The 20,242-nt window shown below is 73.1% G+C and carries 18 protein-coding genes; 8 read left to right on the top strand and 10 right to left on the bottom strand.

All coding sequences use genetic code 11. The features are described from left to right. Positions 1-21 precede the first annotated feature (21 nt). Positions 22-4,092, bottom strand: coding sequence for an SGNH/GDSL hydrolase family protein (locus ACIQ9G_RS20900; protein WP_403611502.1), 4,071 nt, complete (start codon positions 4,090-4,092; stop codon positions 22-24). A 755-nt stretch (positions 4,093-4,847) separates the two neighbouring features. On the opposite strand from ACIQ9G_RS20900, the gene ACIQ9G_RS20895 reads away from it, so the two are divergent. Both ACIQ9G_RS20895 and ACIQ9G_RS20890 read left to right on the top strand, forming a co-directional pair. Next, entirely contained in the window at positions 4,848-5,405 is a 558-nt protein-coding gene (locus ACIQ9G_RS20895) for a hypothetical protein (protein ID WP_392195732.1), read from the top strand. Between the two features lie 283 nt (positions 5,406-5,688). After that, positions 5,689-6,144 carry a hypothetical protein gene (locus ACIQ9G_RS20890; protein WP_403611500.1) on the top strand — a complete coding sequence of 152 codons (456 nt, stop codon included), beginning with the start codon at positions 5,689-5,691 and terminating at the stop codon, positions 6,142-6,144. A gap of 109 nt (positions 6,145-6,253) precedes the next feature. Here the strand turns inward: ACIQ9G_RS20890 and ACIQ9G_RS20885 are convergent, their stop codons facing one another. Then, the gene (locus tag ACIQ9G_RS20885) at positions 6,254-7,261 is read right to left on the bottom strand and encodes a zinc-binding alcohol dehydrogenase family protein (protein ID WP_403612617.1); all 1,008 of its coding nucleotides are present in this window, start codon (positions 7,259-7,261) and stop codon (positions 6,254-6,256) included. A gap of 291 nt (positions 7,262-7,552) precedes the next feature. Here ACIQ9G_RS20885 and ACIQ9G_RS20880 point away from each other — a divergent pair, with 291 nt between their 5' ends. Then, on the top strand, positions 7,553-8,350 hold the full coding sequence (locus tag ACIQ9G_RS20880; RefSeq protein ID WP_403611498.1) for a VOC family protein: 798 nt from the start codon (positions 7,553-7,555) through the stop codon (positions 8,348-8,350). 31 nt (positions 8,351-8,381) lie between these two features. Further along, on the top strand, positions 8,382-9,089 hold the full coding sequence (locus ACIQ9G_RS20875; protein WP_403611495.1) for a ribonuclease H: 708 nt from the start codon (positions 8,382-8,384) through the stop codon (positions 9,087-9,089). A gap of 24 nt (positions 9,090-9,113) precedes the next feature. Here the strand turns inward: ACIQ9G_RS20875 and ACIQ9G_RS20870 are convergent, their stop codons facing one another. The 3 genes from ACIQ9G_RS20870 to ACIQ9G_RS20860 all read right to left on the bottom strand — a co-directional run bounded on the left by ACIQ9G_RS20870 (position 9,114) and on the right by ACIQ9G_RS20860 (position 10,962). After that, complete coding sequence (locus ACIQ9G_RS20870) at positions 9,114-9,566, bottom strand: SRPBCC family protein (protein WP_403611493.1); 453 nt, start codon at positions 9,564-9,566, stop codon at positions 9,114-9,116. A gap of 76 nt (positions 9,567-9,642) precedes the next feature. Continuing rightward, positions 9,643-10,467: a tyrosinase family protein gene (locus ACIQ9G_RS20865; protein WP_403611490.1), complete on the bottom strand. Its 825-nt coding sequence runs from the start codon at positions 10,465-10,467 to the stop codon at positions 9,643-9,645. Between the two features lie 33 nt (positions 10,468-10,500). Next, positions 10,501-10,962, bottom strand: coding sequence for a tyrosinase cofactor (locus tag ACIQ9G_RS20860; RefSeq protein ID WP_403611487.1), 462 nt, complete (start codon positions 10,960-10,962; stop codon positions 10,501-10,503). 479 nt (positions 10,963-11,441) lie between these two features. Here ACIQ9G_RS20860 and ACIQ9G_RS20855 point away from each other — a divergent pair, with 479 nt between their 5' ends. From ACIQ9G_RS20855 to ACIQ9G_RS20845, 3 genes are read left to right on the top strand one after another with little or no spacing between them, the layout of a single operon-like run. Beyond that, complete coding sequence (locus ACIQ9G_RS20855) at positions 11,442-12,935, top strand: MFS transporter (RefSeq protein WP_403611484.1); 1,494 nt, start codon at positions 11,442-11,444, stop codon at positions 12,933-12,935. 5 nt (positions 12,936-12,940) lie between these two features. Continuing rightward, the gene (locus tag ACIQ9G_RS20850) at positions 12,941-13,543 is read left to right on the top strand and encodes a TetR family transcriptional regulator (RefSeq protein ID WP_403611481.1); all 603 of its coding nucleotides are present in this window, start codon (positions 12,941-12,943) and stop codon (positions 13,541-13,543) included. A 13-nt stretch (positions 13,544-13,556) separates the two neighbouring features. Further along, positions 13,557-14,534 (top strand): aldo/keto reductase, encoded by a 978-nt coding sequence (locus tag ACIQ9G_RS20845; protein WP_403611478.1) that lies wholly within the window; start codon positions 13,557-13,559, stop codon positions 14,532-14,534. Between the two features lie 33 nt (positions 14,535-14,567). Here ACIQ9G_RS20845 and ACIQ9G_RS20840 read toward each other — a convergent pair whose 3' ends face one another. Further along, the gene (locus ACIQ9G_RS20840; protein WP_403611475.1) at positions 14,568-14,936 is read right to left on the bottom strand and encodes a hypothetical protein; all 369 of its coding nucleotides are present in this window, start codon (positions 14,934-14,936) and stop codon (positions 14,568-14,570) included. 151 nt (positions 14,937-15,087) lie between these two features. Between ACIQ9G_RS20840 and ACIQ9G_RS20835 the strand changes: the two genes are divergently transcribed. Further along, on the top strand, positions 15,088-15,585 hold the full coding sequence (locus ACIQ9G_RS20835) for a DUF6328 family protein (protein WP_403611473.1): 498 nt from the start codon (positions 15,088-15,090) through the stop codon (positions 15,583-15,585). 77 nt (positions 15,586-15,662) lie between these two features. Here ACIQ9G_RS20835 and ACIQ9G_RS20830 read toward each other — a convergent pair whose 3' ends face one another. The 4 genes from ACIQ9G_RS20830 to ACIQ9G_RS20815 form a co-directional block, all read right to left on the bottom strand. After that, on the bottom strand, positions 15,663-16,088 hold the full coding sequence (locus tag ACIQ9G_RS20830) for an SsgA family sporulation/cell division regulator (protein WP_403611470.1): 426 nt from the start codon (positions 16,086-16,088) through the stop codon (positions 15,663-15,665). Positions 16,089-16,185: 97 nt separating this feature from the next. Further along, the gene (locus ACIQ9G_RS20825) at positions 16,186-17,157 is read right to left on the bottom strand and encodes an LLM class F420-dependent oxidoreductase (protein WP_403611466.1); all 972 of its coding nucleotides are present in this window, start codon (positions 17,155-17,157) and stop codon (positions 16,186-16,188) included. Positions 17,158-17,197: 40 nt separating this feature from the next. Beyond that, on the bottom strand, positions 17,198-18,820 hold the full coding sequence (locus ACIQ9G_RS20820; protein WP_403611463.1) for a serine/threonine protein kinase: 1,623 nt from the start codon (positions 18,818-18,820) through the stop codon (positions 17,198-17,200). A 386-nt stretch (positions 18,821-19,206) separates the two neighbouring features. Then, complete coding sequence (locus ACIQ9G_RS20815; RefSeq protein WP_403611460.1) at positions 19,207-20,166, bottom strand: threonine/serine dehydratase; 960 nt, start codon at positions 20,164-20,166, stop codon at positions 19,207-19,209. Positions 20,167-20,242: the final 76 nt, after the last annotated feature.

Genomic DNA, 20,242 nt, shown 5'->3' with positions numbered 1-20,242 from the left:
GCCCCTGGCGTGCGGCAGAGGTCACAGCCCCATGCCGGTGAACGTGCGTTCCAGGGAGTCGGCGTAGAGGCGGGCGCCGCCGATCTTCGGGTGGAACGACTGGGCCGACAGGCCGTACTCCCGCAGGAACGGGTAGTCGGTCTTCGGCTCGTCGGAGTCCACGAGCGTCTTGACGATGCCGTGGACGGACTCCGGGTCGCCGCAGACGGCCTTGCCGGCGAAGTTCTGCTTCGGGTTGGAGAACCAGACCTGGATCCCCTTGGCCCTGGCGTCGTCCGCGGCCTGCTGCATCGCGCCCGCCAGCGTGTCGGCCACGCTGTTGAGCCAGTCCGAGGAGGATGCGGACAGACCGATCTGGCCGACACCGGGGACCGTGATGCTCAGGCACTCGCCCCGGTTCTCGATCAGCGGCGGGTAGCCCATGAGCGCGATCTTCGCGTTCGGGGCCCGGTCGTGGATCTCCGTCAGGACCTTGACGATGTCCGGCCGGACGATCTCGTCGATGATGCCGACCGCGGCCTTCTCCAGCGGCTGCCCGATGAACTTGCGGTCGCGGCCGCCGACGGACTGGTCGACGTCGTCCTCGCCGAACGTCCTGTCCTTGCAGTTGCCGCCGTCGACGGCCACCAGGCACTTCTGGATGACGTCGGCGAAGCGGGCGTCGTTGCCGCCGATGGACAGGGTGACCAGCGTGGTGTTCTTGTCCAGGAAGCCCTTGTCGATCTGCGGCTTCTCACCGCCGTTGGACTGCACTTCACCGGCGTGCACCATGTTGTAGGTGCGCGCGCCCGAGCAGGCGATCAGGTGGTAGTCCATGGCGGAGCCGTAGTCGTCGGCCAGGGCGCCGATGGACTTCGCCCGGCCCGGGATCGTCGCCTGGCGCGACCACGCCTGGGTGGAGCGGTGGCAGGCGTCGCGGGTCCGGCGGTTCTGCTCGTCGAGGTAGTTGGTCTCCGGGTAGTAGTCCCGGTTGCCCTCGGAGGCGCCCTCGCCGGAGGAGTAGGAGTCGCCCATGGCGACGACGAAGTCCTTCGGCTTGCCCGGCAGCGGCTGGAAGCCCACCGAGTCCCAGGCGATGTCCTCGTCACCGGTGCCGTCGTCGGTGTCGGTGTCGAGCGTCACCGTCGGCGTGCCGGTGAAGTCGAAGACGCCCAGGTCCACCCACTTGTTCTGGCGGATCCGCTGCGGCTGCACCCGGACCGGCGGGGTGGGGAACTCGGTGCCGCCGATCTTGTAGGCCGCCTGCCGGGTGTGGGCGCCGTGGTCCGGCATGTGCACGAAGACGCGCATCCAGCCGCGCTGGGAGCCGTTCAGCGTCCACTTGCCGGAGATCTGCAGCCGCTTGCCGTCCGCGGTCGCGAGCCAGCGGGTGTGACCCAGCCAGAAGTGGTTGTCGTTGCCCGCGCCGATCTGGTGCAGGTCGATCTTGGACGGGTACTTCCCGCCCTCGCCGGCGAAGGTGAACTGGAAGGACCCCTTCGAACTCACGGTGCAGGTACGTCCCGAGGTTCCCGCCGGAACGGTGCCGTCGGGCAGGTCGTCCACCACCAGGGACCCGGACGGGAGGCCGGTGTGGCAGCGCGGCGGGTAGGAGTTCTCGTCGGGCTGCTCGGGATAGGTGTCGTCGAACCGGTGGATGGGGTTGCCGCACCGGGCCTCGGTGGTGCAGTTCTTCCAGCTGACCGGCTGGTTCCACCAGCACTTCAGATACAGCGGGTTGTCGCTGTGCGGGTCGCCTGGCAGTGCGCACGGGCCCTTGCCGTCGTCGTTGGAGGCGCCCTCACCGATCTTCGACGGCACGCAGTCGTTCTGCGGGCCGCAGAAGGTGAAGATCGGCGGCTTGGCCGAGGTGCGGGCGTCGGGGCTGCTCCACCAGGCCGGCCGGTAACCCGCCTGCATGTCGCCCGGCTTGAACATGGCGGAGATCGGGCGTGCGGCCCAGCCGATCACCTTCTCCTCGTACGGCCAGTCCTGCGGGTGCGCGGCGTGGCTGTAGTCGTCCTTGCCCTCGGAGTTCTCCAGGAACGGGGTGCGGTTCTCCTTCCACAGCGGATTGGCCGGGTTGTTCGTCCAGCCCACGCCCCACCTGCCGCTCACCGGCTTCGACTTGGGGTAGTACCCGGCGTTGTACGCCCACAGGGCGTAGAACCAGTTCTCGATGTACTTGGGACTGCCGTCGTTGACGGTCAGGCCGTCCTTGCGGGTGTCGTTCCACTTCCCGATGAGGATGTTGACGCCGGCCGCGATGTTCGCGGCGTAGTCCAGGGCGACGGCCTCCTGCTGCACCGTCGTCTTGGGCTTCTCGCCGTCCTTCTCCTTGCCGGGCATCCGCATGCCGTCGGTGACCTGGGTGACGCCGTAACCGCAGTCCGCCTGGGCGAAGTTGACCGCCCAGGGGTCCTGCTGCTGGCCGCTGGCGGCGTACTTGACGCCGTAGAAGTTGCCGATCAGCGAGTTCGCCGTCACACCCGGCACCGCGATCTTGGCGGCCTGCCACATGTTCGACTCCTGCGCGGTGATACCGAGCATCACCTGCGCGGGTACGTGCCAGTCGGCTCCGGAGCCGCCCGCCAGCGGTGTCAGCGGGAACAGTTTCTGCGGCGCGTAGGCGGCCATCCCGGTGTTCTTCCAGTTCGCCGGCCGCGTGGCTCCCTTGTCGAGCTTCCCGACGACGGTCTGGTCGACGGCCCACTCGATCTGCCGCGGGGTGGGCTGGAACGCCTGCTTCCTGGGGTCGTTGCGCGGGACCGCGCAGGAGCGGTCGGCCTCGACCGTGTCGTTCGCCGCCGCCCCGGACCGGCCCCCGCCCCGGGCGCCCCGGGCGAGCAGGACCGGACTCGTCTGCGTCCCCTGGACGATCTCCTTCTGCCCGCCGATGTGGTCCCACTCCGGCGGGGCGTCCAGGACGACCGTCCTGCGGGTGTCCAGCGTCCTCAGTGTCGTACGGACCGTGCGGGCGTCCAGGGCCTCCTCCGGGCGGATCCGGGAGGCCCTGCCGTCCGCCCAGCGGGAGGTGACGACGGCCTGGCCCCGGCTGGAGACCCGGGCGTCCTTGTCGATCCCGCCGGGATTGCGCAGCACACCGGCGGCCGCGGGGGAGGTGGAGGCCGCCCGGCCGGTCACGTAGACCTGGCCCGACGGGGTGGCGGTGAGGTCGAACTCGCTGAGCCGCCCCCGGGCCAGCCCGGCCGGCCTGCTCCTGCCGTCGGCCTTCCTGATCTGAGCGGCACTGACGCGGGAGACCGTGGCCGAGTTCCCGCCGCGCACGGCGCCGTTCCCCTTCGGCGTCCGGGGGGACGCGTCGATGAACGTGACACCGCCGCCGGCGTCGGCCTTGAGCTGGAACGGCCACGAGTTCGTCGTCGCGACCGCGCGGACCTTGCCGCCCTTGACGGTCACGATGTGGTTCCCGGCGGCGGCGACGATGCCCTGGCCGGTGGGCACCGCCGAGGTGACCTGCCCGGTGACCGTCTGCCGGCTCCCGGCCTCGCCCGTCCGGGCGTCGACCGTGACCAGGCGGGTCTGGTTCCGCGCCGACCGGTCGTCGGTCAGCGCGGTGAACACGGCCCGCTCGCCCGTGCCGCAGCCGGGGGAGAAGTAGCCCAGTGTGGCCTGGAACGGCAGCTTGGTGACATGTCCGTCGGTCAGGTCGACGACGGCGGTGAACGCCCCGCGCGTCATCAGCTCGGACCGGTTGGTGAAGGTGCGCGGCGCGTAGGCGACGGCCGCGTACCTGCCGGACCCGGTCAGGCAGGCGTTGCCGATCCACGCGTCGGTGTCGAAGCCGGGTTCCGACAGCGTCGCGGCGGTCTTCCAGGCGTATCCGTCCTTCTCGTCCGCGATCAGGACGTGGAAGCCCGTTCCGTCGCCGGAGGTCGTGAAGGCACGGTCGGTCGACTTCCCGTAGGTGCTGCCGAGGACGGCGGAACGCCGGTCCGCGGGCACGGCGTAGGGCTGGTCGCCGGGCTTGACGCCCGGGTCGCGGGCGGTGGCCGCCGACCATCCGGAGGCTGCCGAGCGCGGAGCGGCCGCAGCGTATGCCTGGGTCGTGGCGACACCGGCGGACAGAGCCATGGTCAGGGCTGCCGTCACCGGTATCCGCGCACGCCGAAGCACGGCGTTGCGTATCAAGTGGTGTCTCTTTTCTGAGAGTCGGGCGTTCCCGGTGTCGGGGAACGCGGCCGCACGCCACCACCGGCGTGGAGAGGTGAGGCCGGCGGCGGGAGCGGAGCATGAGGGAACTCACCGCCAGGGAAGCGGTGTCGGCACGCGGAACCGTTGCGAGGGGAGGAGAGGGCCGAGCCGCCCCTGCCGGTATCCGCGCACGCGGCGGACCCGGTCCGCGGTGCGGCGGGTCCCCGTGCGCGGTGCGGCGGGGCCCGGTCCGCGAGACCGGTGGAAGGTCAGAGTCGTGGCTGGGGCACGGCCGTCGCCGTCGTCGCTCGCGGTGCGAACGTGAAGCAGCCCGCAAAGACGACGGCAAGGCCCCTGCGGGCGGAATGGTCACCGGCGGCGGCGCGGCGCGGCACGGTCACGCGGGGCGTGACGGGTGCGGCGGGTGCCGGGGCGGCGGGAAAGACGTTGTCGGGCATAGCGCAGCGATCCCCCGTGAAAAGCGCGCGTTGAGAACCGATGTTCGGTTGTGGTGGTCACCAGGAACTTATCAGCCCTTCACGGACCGTGCCATGTGTCACCCTTCACACCGTCAACACACGTGACACAGTGCACACTTGATCGGTCGGGGCCGGGTTGCGCGACGGGGTAGCGTTGCCCCGACCATTCATCCGCCGCTGTGCAACTGCACATGCCTGCGCGGAATTTCGTATCACCGCAAGGGGGAACCAACCATGTCCCGTGCGCTCATACGCACCCTCGCCGTCGGCGCCGCACTGACCGCCACCGCCTTCGCGAGCCCGGCGGCCGTCGCCGCCACACCCACCGCCGACGGGGCCCGCGTGCCCGGCACCACCGTGCAGTTCGCTCCCGGCGCGTCCGCCGGGACGAAGGCCCTGGCCGCCCGCAGGACGGCCGCCGTCCGGGCGACCGCCACCCTGTGCGGCTCCGGCTACAAGCTCGACAACGCCGAGCGCCTTCCCGACTCCCGCCGGTACGGCACCCTGTTCACCTACACCAAGAGCAACAGCCAGGGGTTCTCCGGTGCCTGCGCCGTCTTCGAGAACAACATGCCGGGCGGCATGAAGATGAAGCTCAAGCTGTGCCCCAACCGGACCGACGCCAGCCTGTGCAAGGTCGACCAGGGCCTCTTCACCCAGTACGCGGGCCCGCTCAAGATCGAGGGCAACCATTCCTACGTGTTCTGCTCCAAGGTGACGGCCATCATGTGGGAGAGCCTCTCCGGGCCGGCCATCATCGACGCGGTGCGCTCCGCCACCCCCTGCGACTGACACGCCGCGGCCCGCGCGGACCACGCCTCCTCGCGGAGGAAACCGGCGGTGCCCCTCCCCGACCGGGGGTGGGGCACCGCCGGCGTCGGCTCGCCGCGCCGCGCACCCGCACCTACGCTGGAGGGGCAAGATCCAGGCGACGGACGCGACCGTGGACCGGTGAGCGGCGGGCGATCGGCCCGACCTCCCGGTCCGGCCGAGCACCTCGGCCCGTCCGCCCGCCCGCACCTCGCCGGCGCCCCGGGCGGGCCGCCGCAGGCCCGCTCCGCAGGAGGGGACGCCGATGGCCGTCGTCGTCACGCAGATCGCGTTCATCGTCCTGGCCGCGGCGACGGTGGCCTCGGTGGTCCTGGCCGTGTGGACCTACCGCCGCAGCGCGCAGGCGCAACTGAGCGCCGCGCGGGCCCAGCTCCAGCTCGCGGCGCTGGGCATCCTCCAGCACCACCTCGACCTGGCCGTGGCCCATCCCGAGCTGGCCTCGCCCGGCGACGAGCGGACGGTCGACGCCCGGTACGCATGGTTCGCGGCGCACGCCCTGAACACGGCGCAGACGCTGCGTGCCCTGGTGGGGGAGCAGCCGGACTGGCAACGGGCGATCGACGCCCTCGTCCGCAGGCACCGGCCCTATCTGCGGTCCGGCGCCTTCGTGTGCGACGACTTCAGCCCCGGCTTCGTCGACTATCTGCGCCACCGGGTCCCGGACCTCAGGTGCGCCGAGCCGGGTGACGGGGCCGGGTGACGGGATCCGGCGACGGAACCCCCGGCGCCGTGTGCCGTGTGCCGTGTGCCGTCTGCCGTGTGCTGACCGCCGTCCGTACCGACCACCGTCCGCCGGCCGCCGCCCCGGCTCAGGAGAAGTCGTTCACCAGGACCGCGGCCCCGTCGAAGCGCCCCGCCTTGAGGTCCTTCAGTGCCTGCGGAGCCCGGGAGAGCGGATAGGGGTGCGTGGTGGCGCGTACGCCGTGCCGGGCGGCCAGCGTGAGGAAGTCGCGCCCGTCGCCGCGCGTGTTCGAGGTGACGCTGCGCAGCTCCTTCTCGTAGAACAGCTCGCTCTCGTAGTGCAGCGGCGGAGTGTCGCTCAGATGGATCCCGGCCACCGCCAGCACCCCGCCGCGGTCCAGGGCCCGGAGCGCGACGGGGACCAGGTCGCCCACGGGGGCGAACAGGATGGCGCTGTCCAGGGGCTCCGGCGGCCGCGCGTACGCGTCCCCGGCCGAGGCGGCGCCGAGTTCGAGGGCGAGGCGCCGCGCGGCGGCGCCCCGGGTCAGCACGTGCACGGTGGCCCCCTCGGCGAGCGCCACCTGGGCGCACAGATGGGCGCTGCCCCCGAACCCGTACAGGCCGAGCCGGCCGCCCGGCGGCAGGGACGCCCGGCGCAGCGCGCGGTAGCCGATGATGCCCGCGCACAGCAGCGGCGCGAGCGCCACGTCGTCCACCTCGCCGGGGAGCCGGTAGGCGAACGCGGCCGGGACGGTCGTGTACTCGGCGTAGCCGCCGTCGGCGTCCCAGCCGGTGTACCGCGAGGACGGGCACAGGTTCTCCGCGCCGCGTACGCAGTAGGCGCAGGTGCCGTCGGTGCGGCGCAGCCAGGCCACGCCCACCCGGTCGCCGGGCCGGAAGCCGGACACCGCCGCGCCCGTTCCCGCGACCACGCCGACGACCTCGTGCCCCGGGATGACGCCGGGCCGGCGCACCGGCAGGTCGCCCTCGGTGACGTGCAGGTCGGTGCGGCACACCCCGCACGCGCGCACGTGGACGAGCAGTTCGTCGTCGCCGGGCACCGGCACCGGCCGCTCGACCAGCCGGAGGGGGTCCTCCTCCACCGGCCGCGGTCCGGTCGTCGTCCACGCCCGCATCGTGCCGTCCGTCATACCGCGCCCCGTCCCGCCGCCCTGGCCGTCGCCCTGTTCGCCCCTGGTGGTCCGTGGCGGCCCGCGTCCGCGGCGGTCCGCCCGGGGCCGGCCCGCGCCGCCTGTGGCCGACCGTCTCCGACCGTGCCGGACCGTCCACGACCGGTCCGTGTCCGAGTGCCCCCGTCTTGGCCTCCAGTGTGGAACAGGGGCGTGCGTTCGGCGCGCGGGCCGACCGGGCGGTGGCTAGCGTGAAGGTGCGGACAAGCCACCGGAACGGGAGAGGGGGCATCGGCCATGGCGGTACGACCCGAGGGGACCCCCTGCTGGGCCGACGCGATGTTCGGCGACGTGGAGGGGGCCAAGCGCTTCTACGGCGAGGTCCTCGGCTGGACCTTCGGCGAGGCGTCGTCCCAGTACGGCGACTACACCCAGGCCTACGCGGACGGCAGGGCGGTGGCCGCCGTCGTACCGCCGATGCCCGGCCAGGAGGGCCACTCCCAGTGGTGCCTGTACTTCGCGTCCCCGGACGCGGCCGCCACCGCCGCCCGCATCCGCGGCAACGGCGGCGAGGTGCTGCTGGAGCCGATGCGGGTCGGCGACCTCGGGACCATGTGCCTGGCCCGGGAGCCCAGCGGCGCGGTGTTCGGGGTGTGGCAGGCGGGCCGCCACGAGGGCTTCGAGGCGACCGCCGTACCCGGTGCCTACTGCTGGGCCGAGGTCTTCACCCGCGAGCCGGAGAAGGCGGACGCCTTCCTTACCGCCGTCTTCGGTTACACGGCCAAGCGGATCCAGGACGAGGCGGTCGACTTCCGCATGTTCAACGTCGGCGGCGAGACGGTGCTCGGCCGGATGCGGATGACGGAGGACTTCCCGCCCGAGGTGCCGCCGTACATCAACGTCTACTTCACCGTCGCCGACTGCGACGACGCCGTGGCCAGGGCCACCAAGCTCGGCGGGGTGCTGCGGTTCGGTCCGATGGACAGTCCGTTCGGCCGGTTCGCGGCGCTCGGCGACCCGCAGGGCGCGAACTTCTCGGTGATCGACATCACCACTAGGCGGGGGGAGATGCCGCAGGTCACGGACGTCTCCTGAAGCGCGGCGGGCGGACCCGGCCGACCGTGGCATGATCGGGGCCATGGGTGAACGTGTGGTGGCCGCGTGCGACGGGGCTTCGAAGGGAAATCCGGGCCCGGCCGGCTGGGCGTGGGTGGTCTCGGACGACGCCGAGAGCCCGGCCCGCTGGGAGGCCGGACCGCTCGGCACCGCCACCAACAACGTCGCCGAACTCACCGCGCTGGAACGGCTGCTGGCGGCGACGGACCCGGACGTACCGCTCGAGGTCCGGATGGACTCGCAGTACGCGATGAAGGCCGTCACCACCTGGCTGCCCGGCTGGAAGCGCAACGGGTGGAAGACGGCCGCCGGCAAGCCGGTCGCCAACCAGGAGCTGGTCGTACGGATCGACGAACTTCTCGAGGGCCGCTCGGTCGACTTCCGCTACGTCCCCGCCCACCAGGTCGACGGCGACCCGCTCAACGACTTCGCCGACCGCGCCGCCAGCCAGGCGGCGACCGTGCAGCAGCCCGCGGGCAGCGGCCTCGGCTCGCCGGAGCCGCCGGCCGCACCCGCCGTCCCGGCCTCCGCGGGGACGCGCCGCCGCTCCGGCGGGGCCAGGACGGCGCGGCCCGGCGGCGGCTCGTCCGCCCGCACGATCAAGGCGAAGTTCCCCGGCCGCTGCGTGTGCGGCCGCTCCTACGCGGCCGGCGAGCCCATCGCCAAGAACGACCAGGGCTGGGGCCACCCGGAGTGCCGCACGGCGGCCGCCGGGTAGCGGACGCTCCGGGCGGGCGGCGGGTCAGATCACCGCGCCGCGCCACCCGCCGCTCTCCGTGCCGCGCTTCTCGATGAACGTCTTGAAGCGCTCCAGGTCGCCCTTGGCCTGCCGCTTGACCAGCCCCATCTTGTCGCCGAGGGTCTCGGCGACGCCTTCGGGCTGGAACTGCATCTGCAGCATGACCTTGGTGTGACCGTCGTCGAGCCGGTGGAAGGTGACCACACCCGCCTGCCGCGTCTCGCCGCCGACGGTCGTCCAGGCGACCCGCTCGTCCGGGATCTGCTCGGTGATCTCCGCGTCGAACTCCCGGTGCACCCCGTTCACGCTGGTCACCCAGTGCGTCAGTGTGTCGGTGCGCTGTTCGATCCGGTCCACCCCGCTCATGAACTCGGGGAAGCTCTCGAACTGCGTCCACTGGTTGTACGCGGTGTGCACGGGCACGCCGACCTCGATGGATTCCTCGACCTGCGACACGGGTCCGTTCCTCCTTCGTGTGCTTCGGTTGGGCCGGGATCGAGTACCGCCCGGCAGGCGAGACAAACCGGCCGGATCAGTCGGTGTCGAACGTGTAGTGCGCGGTGTGGTCGAGGAGGTCCGCCGGGGTCACGTCGTTCCACGGCCGCATCGGCTCGTGCAGGTCCACCACGTCCGGGGTGCCGGCGGCCGGCAGGTAGCCGGAGTCCGGGTGCCGGCGCCGCCACTCGGCCCACAGCTTGTCGACGTAGGCGTGGTGCAGCCAGAACACCGGGTCGTTGGGGGAGACCCCGGTGGCCATCTGGCCGCCGACCCAGACGTGCACCCTGTTGTGCAGGTTGACACCGCGCCAGCCCTCCAGATGGTTGCGGAAGCCGTCCGAGGCGCTGTTCCAGGGCGCCGTGTCGTACGTCGCCATCGCGAGCACCGACTCGACCTCCGCCCGGGTGGGCAGCTCACGGACGCCGGTGCCGAGCGAACGGCGCAGATACTGACGGCTGTCGACGCGCACGCCGATGGACCAGTTCCCGGCGGACGCGGCGAACGGCCCGTCCATCACCCGCCCGTCCAGGCTCCGCCCGGTGCCGCCGAGGAAGTCGGGCGCCCACAGCGAGGCACGGGCCGTCCGGTCGGTGCTCCAGTCCCAGTACGGCAGCGCGACCGAGGCGTCCACCGACTGCAGGGCCTGCTCGAACTCCAGCAGGAATCTGCGGTGCCAGGGGAGGAAGGACGGCGAACGGTGGCCCGTCCGCTCGCCGTTGTCGGTGTCGCCCATGATGAAGGCGTTGTGCGTGGTGACGAAGGTGTCGTAGCGGCCGCTGCGCTTCAGTTCCAGGACGGCGGCGACGAAGCGCCGCTTCTCGTCGGCGGTCAGGGTGGCCTGGTTCTTCCGTACGGTCATGTGCGCGGTACTCCGGATGCGGTGCGGGGGCGGTCAGTTGGCGGGGAACGGGACTAGGCGCGCGCCGCGCAGTTCGTCGACCGCGGCCCGGGCGGCGGCCCGCGGGGTCGGGACCGGGTCGTAGTGGGAGACCACGCTGATCCAGCTGCCGTCCGCGTTCCGCATCACGTGCAGCTCCGCCCCGTCGACGAACACGGCGTAGCCCGTGCTGTGGTGGTGGCCCTCCCCGTGGCCGCCCCCGCTCGCCGGCCGGCCCTGTATGCGGCGGCCCTGGTAGACCTCGTCGAACGGCTCGAATGAGCTGTCGTGGTGACCGTCGTGCGCGTCGTGCGCCCCGAACGCGTCGTACGTGCCGTGGCCGGAGTGCCCGGCGAGGCGCGGCCGGCCGGGGCGGCCGGCGGCGGACGCGGGGAACGCGGTGACCGCCCCGGCGCCGGCGGCCGCGGCGAGACCGGCCGTGACGGTGAGCGCGCGGCGACGACTGAGTTCGGGCATACGGGACCTCCTGGGTGTGTTCGGGTGGGGTCCCCGCATGACTACCGGTCCGCCCGAGAGCGGCGGAAATCGCCGGGAAGCGGTTGGCTCCGATCCGGACAATCGCCAACAAGAAGTGCGGAATTGAACAAAGATGATCTTGCTGTCGGAGGTGCCCGAGGAGCCCCGCGGGAGGAACTTCTCCTCCTCCCGCGGGAGTTCCGTGCGTTCTTTCGCCGGGCGCCGCGCCCGCAGTGGCGCCGCTCACGCGCGGAAACTGACGTGATTCGCGGGGTGCGGGCGCGCCATGAGGAGCCTGCTGCCCCGCGAGGCCATGCGACCACTCTCGGTCACTTTCCAGGGGTGTGCGTGTGAAGGGCGCCTGCGTCGGCGGCGGGGCGCGCGCGGGCAGCGGCACTCGGTCGGGTAGGTGAATGGCAATTCACCCGGTAAGGTGAATTGCCATTCACCACCTTTTCCCGCCGTCCGCTGGAGTGCCGATGGAGCAGCCCGCCCCGATACCCGCCCCGGCCGGAGGGCCCGTCGGCGGCACGCGTCCGCGGGACCGGCTGACCGTCCCGGTGCTGGCGTTCGGCGGCATCCTCATGGCGGTCATGCAGACGGTGGTCGTACCGCTGCTGCCGGACCTGCCGCGGCTGACCGGCGCCTCGCCGGGCGCGGTCTCCTGGACGGTCACCGCCACCCTGCTGTCGGGCGCCGTCCTCACCCCGGTGCTCGGCCGCGCCGGCGACATGTACGGCAAGCGGCGGGTGCTGACCGCGGCCCTCGCCCTGATGACCGCGGGCTCGGTGCTGTGCGCGCTGTCCTCCGACATCCGGGTGCTCATCGCGGCCCGCGCCCTGCAGGGCGCCGCGGCCGCCGTCGTCCCGCTGTCCATCAGCATCCTGCGCGACGAACTGCCGCCCGAGCGGCGGGGCTCCGCGGTCGCGCTGATGAGCTCCACCGTCGGCATCGGCGCGGCCCTCGGCCTGCCGCTCGCGGCGCTGGTCGTGCAGTACGCCGACTGGCACACCATGTTCTGGCTCACCAGTGCCCTCGGCGCCCTGGGCGTCTCGGCGGTGTGGTGGGCGGTGCGGGAGTCGCCCGTGCGGGAGCCGGGCCGGTTCGACGTGCTCGGCGCGCTGGGGCTGGCCGCCGGTCTGGTGTGCCTGCTGCTCGGGGTGTCCCAGGGCGGTCAGTGGGGCTGGGGTACCCCCCGGGTCGTCGGCCTGTTCCTCGGCGCCGCCGCCGTCCTGGTCCTGTGGTGCCGGCAGCAGCTGCGCGCCGCACGGCCGCTGGTCGACCTGCGGCTGGCGTCGCGTCCGCGCGTCGGACTCTCCCACGTGGCCGCCCTGCTGACCGGTTTCGCCTTCTACGCCAACTCGCTGGTGACCGCGCAACTGGTGCAGGCGCCGAAGGCCACCGGGTACGGGCTCGGGCTGTCGATCGTCGCCACCGGCCTGTGCCTGCTGCCCGGCGGTATCACCATGCTGCTGTTCTCGCCCCTCTCGGCCCGTATCTCGGCCACCCGCGGGCCGCGGATCACCCTCGCTCTGGGGGCCGCGGTCATCGCCGGCGGCTACGCGGTGCGCATCGCCGACAGCCGCGACCTGTGGATGATCATTCTGGGCGCCACGGTGGTGGCGACCGGGACCACGCTCGCCTACTCGGCGCTGCCCACACTGATCCTGCGCGCCGTCCCCGCCGGGCAGACCGCCTCCGCCAACGGCGTCAACGTGCTCATGCGCACCATCGGCCAGGCCACCTCCAGCGCCGCCGTCGCCGCCGTGCTCGTGCACCACAGCAGCCCGGTGGGCGGTGTCCAGGTGGCCACGCTGCACGGCTATCTGCTGGCGTTCGCGATGGCGGGCGCGGTCGCCCTGGCCGCCTGCGCCGCCGCCCTGTCCATCCCCGGCGACCGCGCCCCCGGCGGAATCCGCCGGTCCCGCGGGCGCACCCCGGGCGCCCGCGACGAGGCCCTGGAGGGAGCGTGAGCGCCATGACCGTCCCACCGGGCACCCCGGCATCCCCACCCGCCCCCGCCCGCCGTGACGCCGAGGCGACCAAGGCGGCCATCCTCAAGGCGGCCCGCCACTTCCTGGCCCGCCAGGCGCACGGCCACATCACGCTCAAGGCCGTCGCCGAACGCGCCGGGGTCAGCCCGCCCCTGGTCCTGAAGTACTTCGGCTCCAAGGACGCCCTCTTCGCCCGGGTCATGTCCTTCGAGGACGACTCCGCCGCGCTGCTGGACGCACCGCTCGACGTCCTCGGCCGGCACATGGTCCGCCACGTCCTGGAGAGCCAGCGCGAGCGGGGCGCCGACCCCGTCCTGCGGATCGTCTTCGCGCCCCTGCACGGCGCGCACGGCGACGTCCTGCGCGCCAACTTCCGCACCCAGGTGACCGAACGCCTCGCCGAGCGCCTCACCGGCCCCGACGCGGGCCTGAGCGCCGAACTCGCCGTCGCCGCACTGCTCGGACTGGGCGTGATGTACGGCATCGCGCGCGGCCCGGGGCTGCGCCACAGCGCGATCGACGACCTGGTCGAGAGGTACGCGCCCACGGTGCAGATCCACCTCACCCCCGGACACCCCGGGGGGTGACAGACTGACCGGCATGGAAGAACGTGGATTCGGCAGGTCGGGCCAGCACGCGTCGGTGATCGGCCTGGGCACCTGGCAACTGGGCGCCGACTGGGGCGACGTGGCGGACAAGGAGGCCGTGCTGGAGGCGGCGGCCGAGGCGGGCGTGACCTTCTTCGACACCGCCGACGTCTACGGAGACGGGCGCAGCGAGTCGGCCATCGCCTCCTTCCTCAGCTCCCGGCCGGATCTGCACGTCCTGGTCGCGACCAAGATGGGCCGCCGCGTCGACCAGATCCCGGAGAACTACGTCCTGGACAACTTCCGCGCCTGGAACGACCGCTCCCGGCGCAACCTCGGCGTCGACCGCATCGACCTGGTGCAGCTGCACTGCCCGCCGACCCCCGTGTACTCCACGGACGCCGTGTTCGACGCCCTGGACACCCTCGTGGACGAGGAGCGCGTCGCCGCGTACGGCGTGAGCGTGGAGACCTGCGCCGAGGCGCTCACGGCGATCGCCCGGCCGAACGTGGCGAGCGTGCAGATCATCCTGAACCCGTTCCGCATGAAGCCGCTGCGCGAGGTGCTCCCGGCCGCGCGGGAGGCGGGCGTCGGCGTCATCGCCCGGGTCCCGCTCGCCTCGGGCCTGCTGTCGGGCAGGTACACCAAGGACACCGTCTTCGCCGACGACGACCACCGCACCTTCAACCGGCGCGGGGAGGCCTTCGACCAGGGCGAGACCTTCTCCGGTGTCGACTTCGCCACCGGCGTGGAGGCCGCGGCCGAGTTCGCCTCACTCGCCCCCGAGGGGTACACCCCGGCCCAGCTCGCGCTGCGCTGGATCGTGCAGCAGGCGGGCGTCACGACCGTGATCCCGGGCGCCCGCTCGCCGGAGCAGGCGCGCGCCAACGCGGCCGCCGCCAAGCTGCCCCCGCTGTCCGAGGCGACCCTCGCGGCGATCGAGGACCTCTACGACCGGCGCGTCAAGGACCAGGTCGAGGCCCGCTGGTAGACCGGCGGGCCCTCCTGGCGGACGGCGTTCCCGTCACGGCTCCAGGCGCAGCTGCCGTTCCTGCTCCTGGTCGCCGGCGGCGGCGCCCTCGTCATGGGCCGTGAAGGCGTGGGCGAGCAGGTCGCTCGCCTTCCGTACGGCCCCCGGGGTGCCCTGGAGGGTCACGGTGACGGGCGCCGACAGGTGGCCGCCGCCCCCCGTGCCGCCGGGCTCCCGCCCGGCCGTGCCCCCGGCGGCCTGCCCTGCGGTGACGCCGGAGAAGGTCGCCGTGCGCACGGTCGCGTTCTCGTCGGTGGGGCGCTCGTCCGGCGCCCCGAAGTCCCTCTCCAGCGCCTCGACGACCGCCCGGTCGTCGGCGACCTGGCCGCCGCTGAACGTCACCGTCAGCTGTGTGCCGGACATCTGCCGGAACCTCCTCGCCTCGACTTCCGGTCCGTCTCGCCCGGGTAACCGTCGGCCGATCACCCAAACCGGCGGTCGACCAGGCAGGATTCCCGCCCGCCGGGGAATCTGGGGTGAGGACGACACACGGTCACGGGAAAGGGGAGACGACGTGACGGACACCGGGGACGGCGCGGAGAAGCGGCGCGGGCGCGACGAGACGGAGGAGGAGAGGGCGGACCGGAAGTGGGGTGAACTCATCCAGGAGGTCCGGGTCGCCCAGACCGGGGTGCAGATCCTGTTCGGCTTCCTGCTCACCGTGGTGTTCCAGCCGAAGTACGAGACGCTGAGCCACGCCAACCAGGTCGTCTACATCGTCACCGTGGTTCTCGGCGCGTGCGCGACCGGAGCGCTCATCGGCCCGGTCTCCCTGCACCGCCTGGTCGCGGGGCGCCGGGTCAAGCCGGAGGCCGTGCGCTGGGCCTCCCGGCTCACCTTCGTCGGCCTCGTGCTGCTGCTCGCGACGATGACCAGCTCCCTGTTCCTGATCCTGCGGGTCGCGACCCACGACGGCTGGGTGCCCTGGCTGGTCGCGGGCGTGGTGGCCTGGTACGTGCTGTGCTGGTACGCCCTGCCCCTGTGGACCCGCCATCAGCACACCTCACGGTGAGCCGCCGGGGGCGGCGAGCCGCCGGCCGTCCCCTCGGCCGGGGACGGGCCCCGGGGCGGAACCGCCGCCCCGGGCGCTCAGCCCCCGGCGATGACCTCGGCCAGGAAGTCGTCCACGAGGACCTGCTCCTCGCCCGGCGCCACGATCTCGCGCGTCTCCCGCAGGAAGGCGGCCACGCCCGGCGCCCACACGAACACCGTGGCGTGGTGCCGGCCCCCGTCGGGGTGGGGGCTGCCGTAGAACTCCATGCACAGCTCCTGCCACGGGCCGTTCGACACCGGGCGGAAGCGCACGTCCCCGGCGCCCACCGGGCGCGACAGCCCCTCGCCGAGCATCTCCCGGTCCAGCTTCCACCTGGCGAGCACCCGGCCGTCGTGGCTGAAGACGACCGTCACCGCGAACGGGTCGTCGGCCTCGTAGCTGAAGTGGGCCAGCACGGGGAAGCGGTCCGCGGCACCGGCCTGCAACTGCACGACGAGGGTTTTGTGTACGAGGTTGTTCACGTGGAGGGCCTTCCGGGGACTTCGGGACGTAGAGCCGTCTAGTACCCCTTTCCCGCGCGAGATGCTCCGGCGTCCGGGTGATTCTCTTCTTCCCGGCTCAGCCGAGGGCGTCGCGCAGCGCGGGAAGCAGCGTCTTGGCCGACCAGTCCAGGTACGCCTCCTGGGACTCGCCGCCGATCTGGACGAGCGCGATCTCGGTGAACCCGGCCTCGGCGTAGGGGCGTACGGCCTCGACGAAGGCGTCCGGATCGTCGCCGCACGGGATCGACCCGGCGACGTCGTCCGGTGTGACGAACCGGGTGGCCGCCTCGAACGCGTCCGGATGGGGGAGTTCCGAGTTGACCTTCCAGCCGCTGCCGAACCAGCGGAACTGGTCGTGGGCACGCCGCACGGCCGCGTCGCGGTCGGGGTCGTAGCAGACCGGCAGCTGGCCCACGCGCGGCTTGCCCGCCCCGCCGTGCCGGTCGAAGGACTCCAGCAGGCCGGCCTCGGGCTGGGTGGCGACGACCAGGTCCGCGAGCCGGCCGGCCAGGCGGCAGGACTGCTCGCCGGAGACGGCGATGCCGAGCGGCGGCGGCTCGTCCGGCAGGTCCCACAACCGTGCCGAGTCCACGTCGAAGTGGGTGCCGTGACGGGTGACATGACCGCCCTGGAACAGGTCGCGGATGATGCCCACGGCCTCCTCCAGCATCTCGTGGCGTACGTCGACGCACGGCCAGCCGCCGCCCACCACGTGCTCGTTGAGGTTCTCGCCCGAGCCGAGGCCGAGCCGGAACCGGCCCTGCGACAGCAGCTGCATCGTCGCCGCCTTCTGCGCCACGACCGCCGGGTGGTAGCGGAAGGTCGGGCAGGTCACGTAGGTCATCAGCGGGATGCGCGAGGTCGCCTGGGCGGCGGCGCCGAGGACGCTCCACGCGTAGGGCGAGTGTCCCTGCGAGCGCAGCCACGGGAAGTAGTGGTCCGAGGTCACCGAGAAGTCGAACCCGGCCTCCTCCGCCCGCACCACATGGTCGACCAGCTCACGGGGCCCGGCCTGCTCGGTCATCATCGTGTATCCGATTTGCACCATGTCCGGCGAGTCCCCGGCTCCCCGGACGGAAAACGGCGGATCAGTCCGGGGAGGGCCGGAAGGTCCGCAGGAACACGGCGAGCGCCTGCCGGGCGGAGGTCGTCGCGAAGTCCTCGGCGGGGGTCGTCCAGCGCAGCGAGAAGCCCCGGTGGCCGCCGAGGAGGAAGCCGCGCCCGAAGGTGCGCACCCGGTCCGCGCCCGTTCCGGACAGCCACTCCATGTCGGCGGCCCGGTAGCCCTGGTACGTGGTGGCGCGGATCGAGCCGATCCGGCGGTACCCGGAGGTCCGCTCCAGGCCGGGCTCGACGTCGTCGCGCCACACGGCGACCGGGTCCGGTCCGACCCGCTCGCTGTACGTCACCGCCAGCGTGCGCCCGTCCCCCCTACCCGCCCCGTCCCCGGCCGCGCCGAAGACGACGCGGTAGGCGAGGTCGGAGGCGCGGGTGGTGCGCAGCCGCTTCCAGCCCGTGGGCAGGGCGACGGAGAAGCCCTCGGGGGCGTCGTAGACGCGGAAGCCCGACGGCGGGCCCGGCGCCGTCGCCGGGGGCGGCACCGTCGTCGGAGCGGAGGCCGCCGGCGGGGCGGCCGGTCGAGCGGTGCCGGGCAGGGCGGGGCGCGGGGCGGAGCGGTCGGTGGCACCGGCACCGGCACCGGCACCGGATCCGGTGGTGCCGGTGCCGGGGAGCTGATGGGTCGCGGCCAGGACCGCGACGGCCACGGTCACCACCGCGAGCGTGGTGCCCACTGCCATGGTCCGCCGGCTCCAGACGCGGCCCGCGTCCCGGGCCGCGGCGCAGGCGCCGCGCAGCCGGGGCCGGACCCCGCCCGGCGCGAGCGTCGCGGGATCCTCGTGGAGCACGCGGGTGAGCGCCGCGCGGGCCACGGGGCGGGTCAGCCGCTCCCTCGAGTCCTTCCGCAGCAGCCCCTGCACGACCTGGGTGAGCGGGCCGGCCCGCACCGGGGCACGCAGCGGCAGCCGGTCCACGCTCCTCAGCGTCACCTCGGGCCGGCCCCGGTCCCGGTACGGCGGGCGCCCCTCGACCATCGTGTAGAGCAGCGCGCCGAGCGCCCACAGATCGGCGGCCGGCCCGATCCGCTCGTCGCGGGCCTGCTCCGGCGAGGCGTACGAGGGTGCGGTGACCCGGGGCGCGAGCGTGGCGCCCGCGAGGCCGAACCCGGTCACCACGACCCCGCCCCGCTCCCGCACGAACACCTGGCCGGGGCCGAGTTCGCCGTGCGTGATGCCCTCGGCGTGCGCGGCCTCCAGCACGTCGAGCAGTTCCAGCCCGATCCGGGACGTCCTTACGTAGTTGAACGCGCCGTCCGCCGCGAGCAGTTCGCCCAGGGGCGTGCCGTCGATCCACTCGGTGACCGTCCACAGGGTGCCGGCCTCCGTGACGGCGTCGACGACCGTGGCGACCCGGCCCGGCCGCAGCAGCCCCATGGTCTCGGCGGTGCGTGTGACACGGGCGGTGACCCGGCGGGCGCTCTCCTCCCCGGTGCCGGCGGGGAGGCCGGTCTGGGTCAGCAGGCGGGGGCGCTCCGCCTCGACGTCCTCGCCGTACCAGCAGACCTGGTTCGTCTCGCGGTGGACGACCTCCAGGAGCCGGTACCGTCCGGCCACCAGATCGTGTCCGGAGACGTGCGCCTCGACCATGGTCATCCCTCGCTGAAACCCCGTGGCTCTCACCTTTCCCAGTGGTACGACGGCCGCGGCGGGGTGCGTTCAAAGGATCGGCGAAGAGTCGGCAGTTCCTGCCTTTCGCTCAAGAGTTCCGGCCGTGTGTGCGACGAAATCCGTACGTCGCCGGACGCGGGAGGCCGGACCCGGCCGTCGCGGGACAAGTGCGCTGCTCGGACGGCCGACGGACCCGACCGGAAGAGGCCGGAGAAGTTCCGTTTCCGCCCGAGCGGGACGCCCGCGGGATTTCCGCGCGAGAATCCGGCGGTCGAATAAGGCCCGGCCCACCTGTGGTAACCACCGGTAAACTCGATCGTCGGCCGAATTCGACCCCCGCGGCACCGGTACGGCGCATTCGCGACGGCGGCTCAGCGCAGTCCGAAGCGCTCGGCCCAGGACAGGATGTCCGCCGTGGTCGCGTTGCCCCCGCACACCACCAGCCCGAGCCGGGCGTCCGGCCCGACCCGGTCCCGCACCAGCCGGGCGGCGGGCAGCAGACAGCCCGCCGCCGGCTCGGTCCACACCTTGGCGTGCTCGGCGAGGGCGAGGCAGCCCCGCACGGCCTCCCGGTCCGGAACCACGAGCACCTCCGTGACGAGGGCGTGGACATGGTCGTACGTCAGGTGCGACACCGCAGGGGCGCTGAGCGTCGTCACGACCGAGGAGAGCGCCACCGGCCGCGGACCCCCGGCCCGCAGCGCCTCGGACATCGCCTCGGCGCCCTCGGTCTCCACCCCCCAGATCCGTACCCCGGGGCGGAGCGCGCGCAGCGCCGCCGCGACACCCGAGATCAGCCCGCCGCCCCCGACGCTGACGAGGACGTCGGTGAGGTCGCCCGCGTCCTGCGCCAGCTCCAGGCCCACGGTGCCCTGTCCGGCGACCACGACCGGATCGTCGAACGGATGGACCAGGGTGAGGCCCTCGTCCCGCAGTCGCGGCACCAGCGCGAACGCGCCGTCCATGTCGTCGGTCAGCCGCACCTCCGCCCCGGCCGCCTCCGCGGTCTCGATGGACCGGGCCGGCGCCGACCGCGGCATGACGACCGTGGCCTTCACCTGGAGCGCGGCCGCCATGACCGCCAGCGCGATGCCGTGGTTGCCGCCGCTGACCGCCGCCACACCCGCGTCCCGCTCCGCGTCGCCGAGCGACAGCAGCTTCGCCGTCGCGCCGCGCGCCTTGAACGAACCGGTGCGCTGGAGCAGTTCCAGTTTCACCGTCACCGGGACACCGAGCAGCGTGGACAGGCCGGGGCTCGGCACGGTCGGGGTGCGGACCACGTGTGCGGCGATCCGCTCGGCCGCGCTTTCGATCTCCGAGATGCCGATCAAGGCAGTTCACCTTTCCGGCGCGGGGGGCGATGATCCGCGCCGCCCCGACCCTGACCCGGGGACGCGGCGCGGGTCA

Origin of the sequence: Streptomyces sp. NPDC096152, from assembly GCF_044763235.1 — a bacterium.
Lineage (GTDB): Bacteria > Actinomycetota > Actinomycetes > Streptomycetales > Streptomycetaceae > Streptomyces.
This window is presented reverse-complemented; position numbering and strand designations above follow the sequence as displayed.

Excerpts from the sequence above, each read along its gene's own strand:
- ACIQ9G_RS20880 (WP_403611498.1), top strand. The coding sequence starts at position 7,553 with ATGGCGGTACGACCCGAGGGGACCCCCTGCTGGGCCGACGCGATGTTC.
- ACIQ9G_RS20850 (WP_403611481.1), top strand. The coding sequence starts at position 12,941 with ATGACCGTCCCACCGGGCACCCCGGCATCCCCACCCGCCCCCGCCCGC.
- ACIQ9G_RS20855 (WP_403611484.1), top strand. The coding sequence starts at position 11,442 with ATGGAGCAGCCCGCCCCGATACCCGCCCCGGCCGGAGGGCCCGTCGGC.
- ACIQ9G_RS20890 (WP_403611500.1), top strand. The coding sequence starts at position 5,689 with ATGGCCGTCGTCGTCACGCAGATCGCGTTCATCGTCCTGGCCGCGGCG.
- ACIQ9G_RS20865 (WP_403611490.1), bottom strand. The coding sequence starts at position 10,467 with ATGACCGTACGGAAGAACCAGGCCACCCTGACCGCCGACGAGAAGCGG.
- ACIQ9G_RS20825 (WP_403611466.1), bottom strand. The coding sequence starts at position 17,157 with ATGGTGCAAATCGGATACACGATGATGACCGAGCAGGCCGGGCCCCGT.
- ACIQ9G_RS20840 (WP_403611475.1), bottom strand. The coding sequence starts at position 14,936 with ATGTCCGGCACACAGCTGACGGTGACGTTCAGCGGCGGCCAGGTCGCC.
- ACIQ9G_RS20875 (WP_403611495.1), top strand. The coding sequence starts at position 8,382 with ATGATCGGGGCCATGGGTGAACGTGTGGTGGCCGCGTGCGACGGGGCT.
- ACIQ9G_RS20845 (WP_403611478.1), top strand. The coding sequence starts at position 13,557 with ATGGAAGAACGTGGATTCGGCAGGTCGGGCCAGCACGCGTCGGTGATC.
- ACIQ9G_RS20860 (WP_403611487.1), bottom strand. The coding sequence starts at position 10,962 with ATGCCCGAACTCAGTCGTCGCCGCGCGCTCACCGTCACGGCCGGTCTC.
- ACIQ9G_RS20820 (WP_403611463.1), bottom strand. The coding sequence starts at position 18,820 with ATGACCATGGTCGAGGCGCACGTCTCCGGACACGATCTGGTGGCCGGA.
- ACIQ9G_RS20885 (WP_403612617.1), bottom strand. The coding sequence starts at position 7,261 with ATGCGGGCGTGGACGACGACCGGACCGCGGCCGGTGGAGGAGGACCCC.
- ACIQ9G_RS20895 (WP_392195732.1), top strand. The coding sequence starts at position 4,848 with ATGTCCCGTGCGCTCATACGCACCCTCGCCGTCGGCGCCGCACTGACC.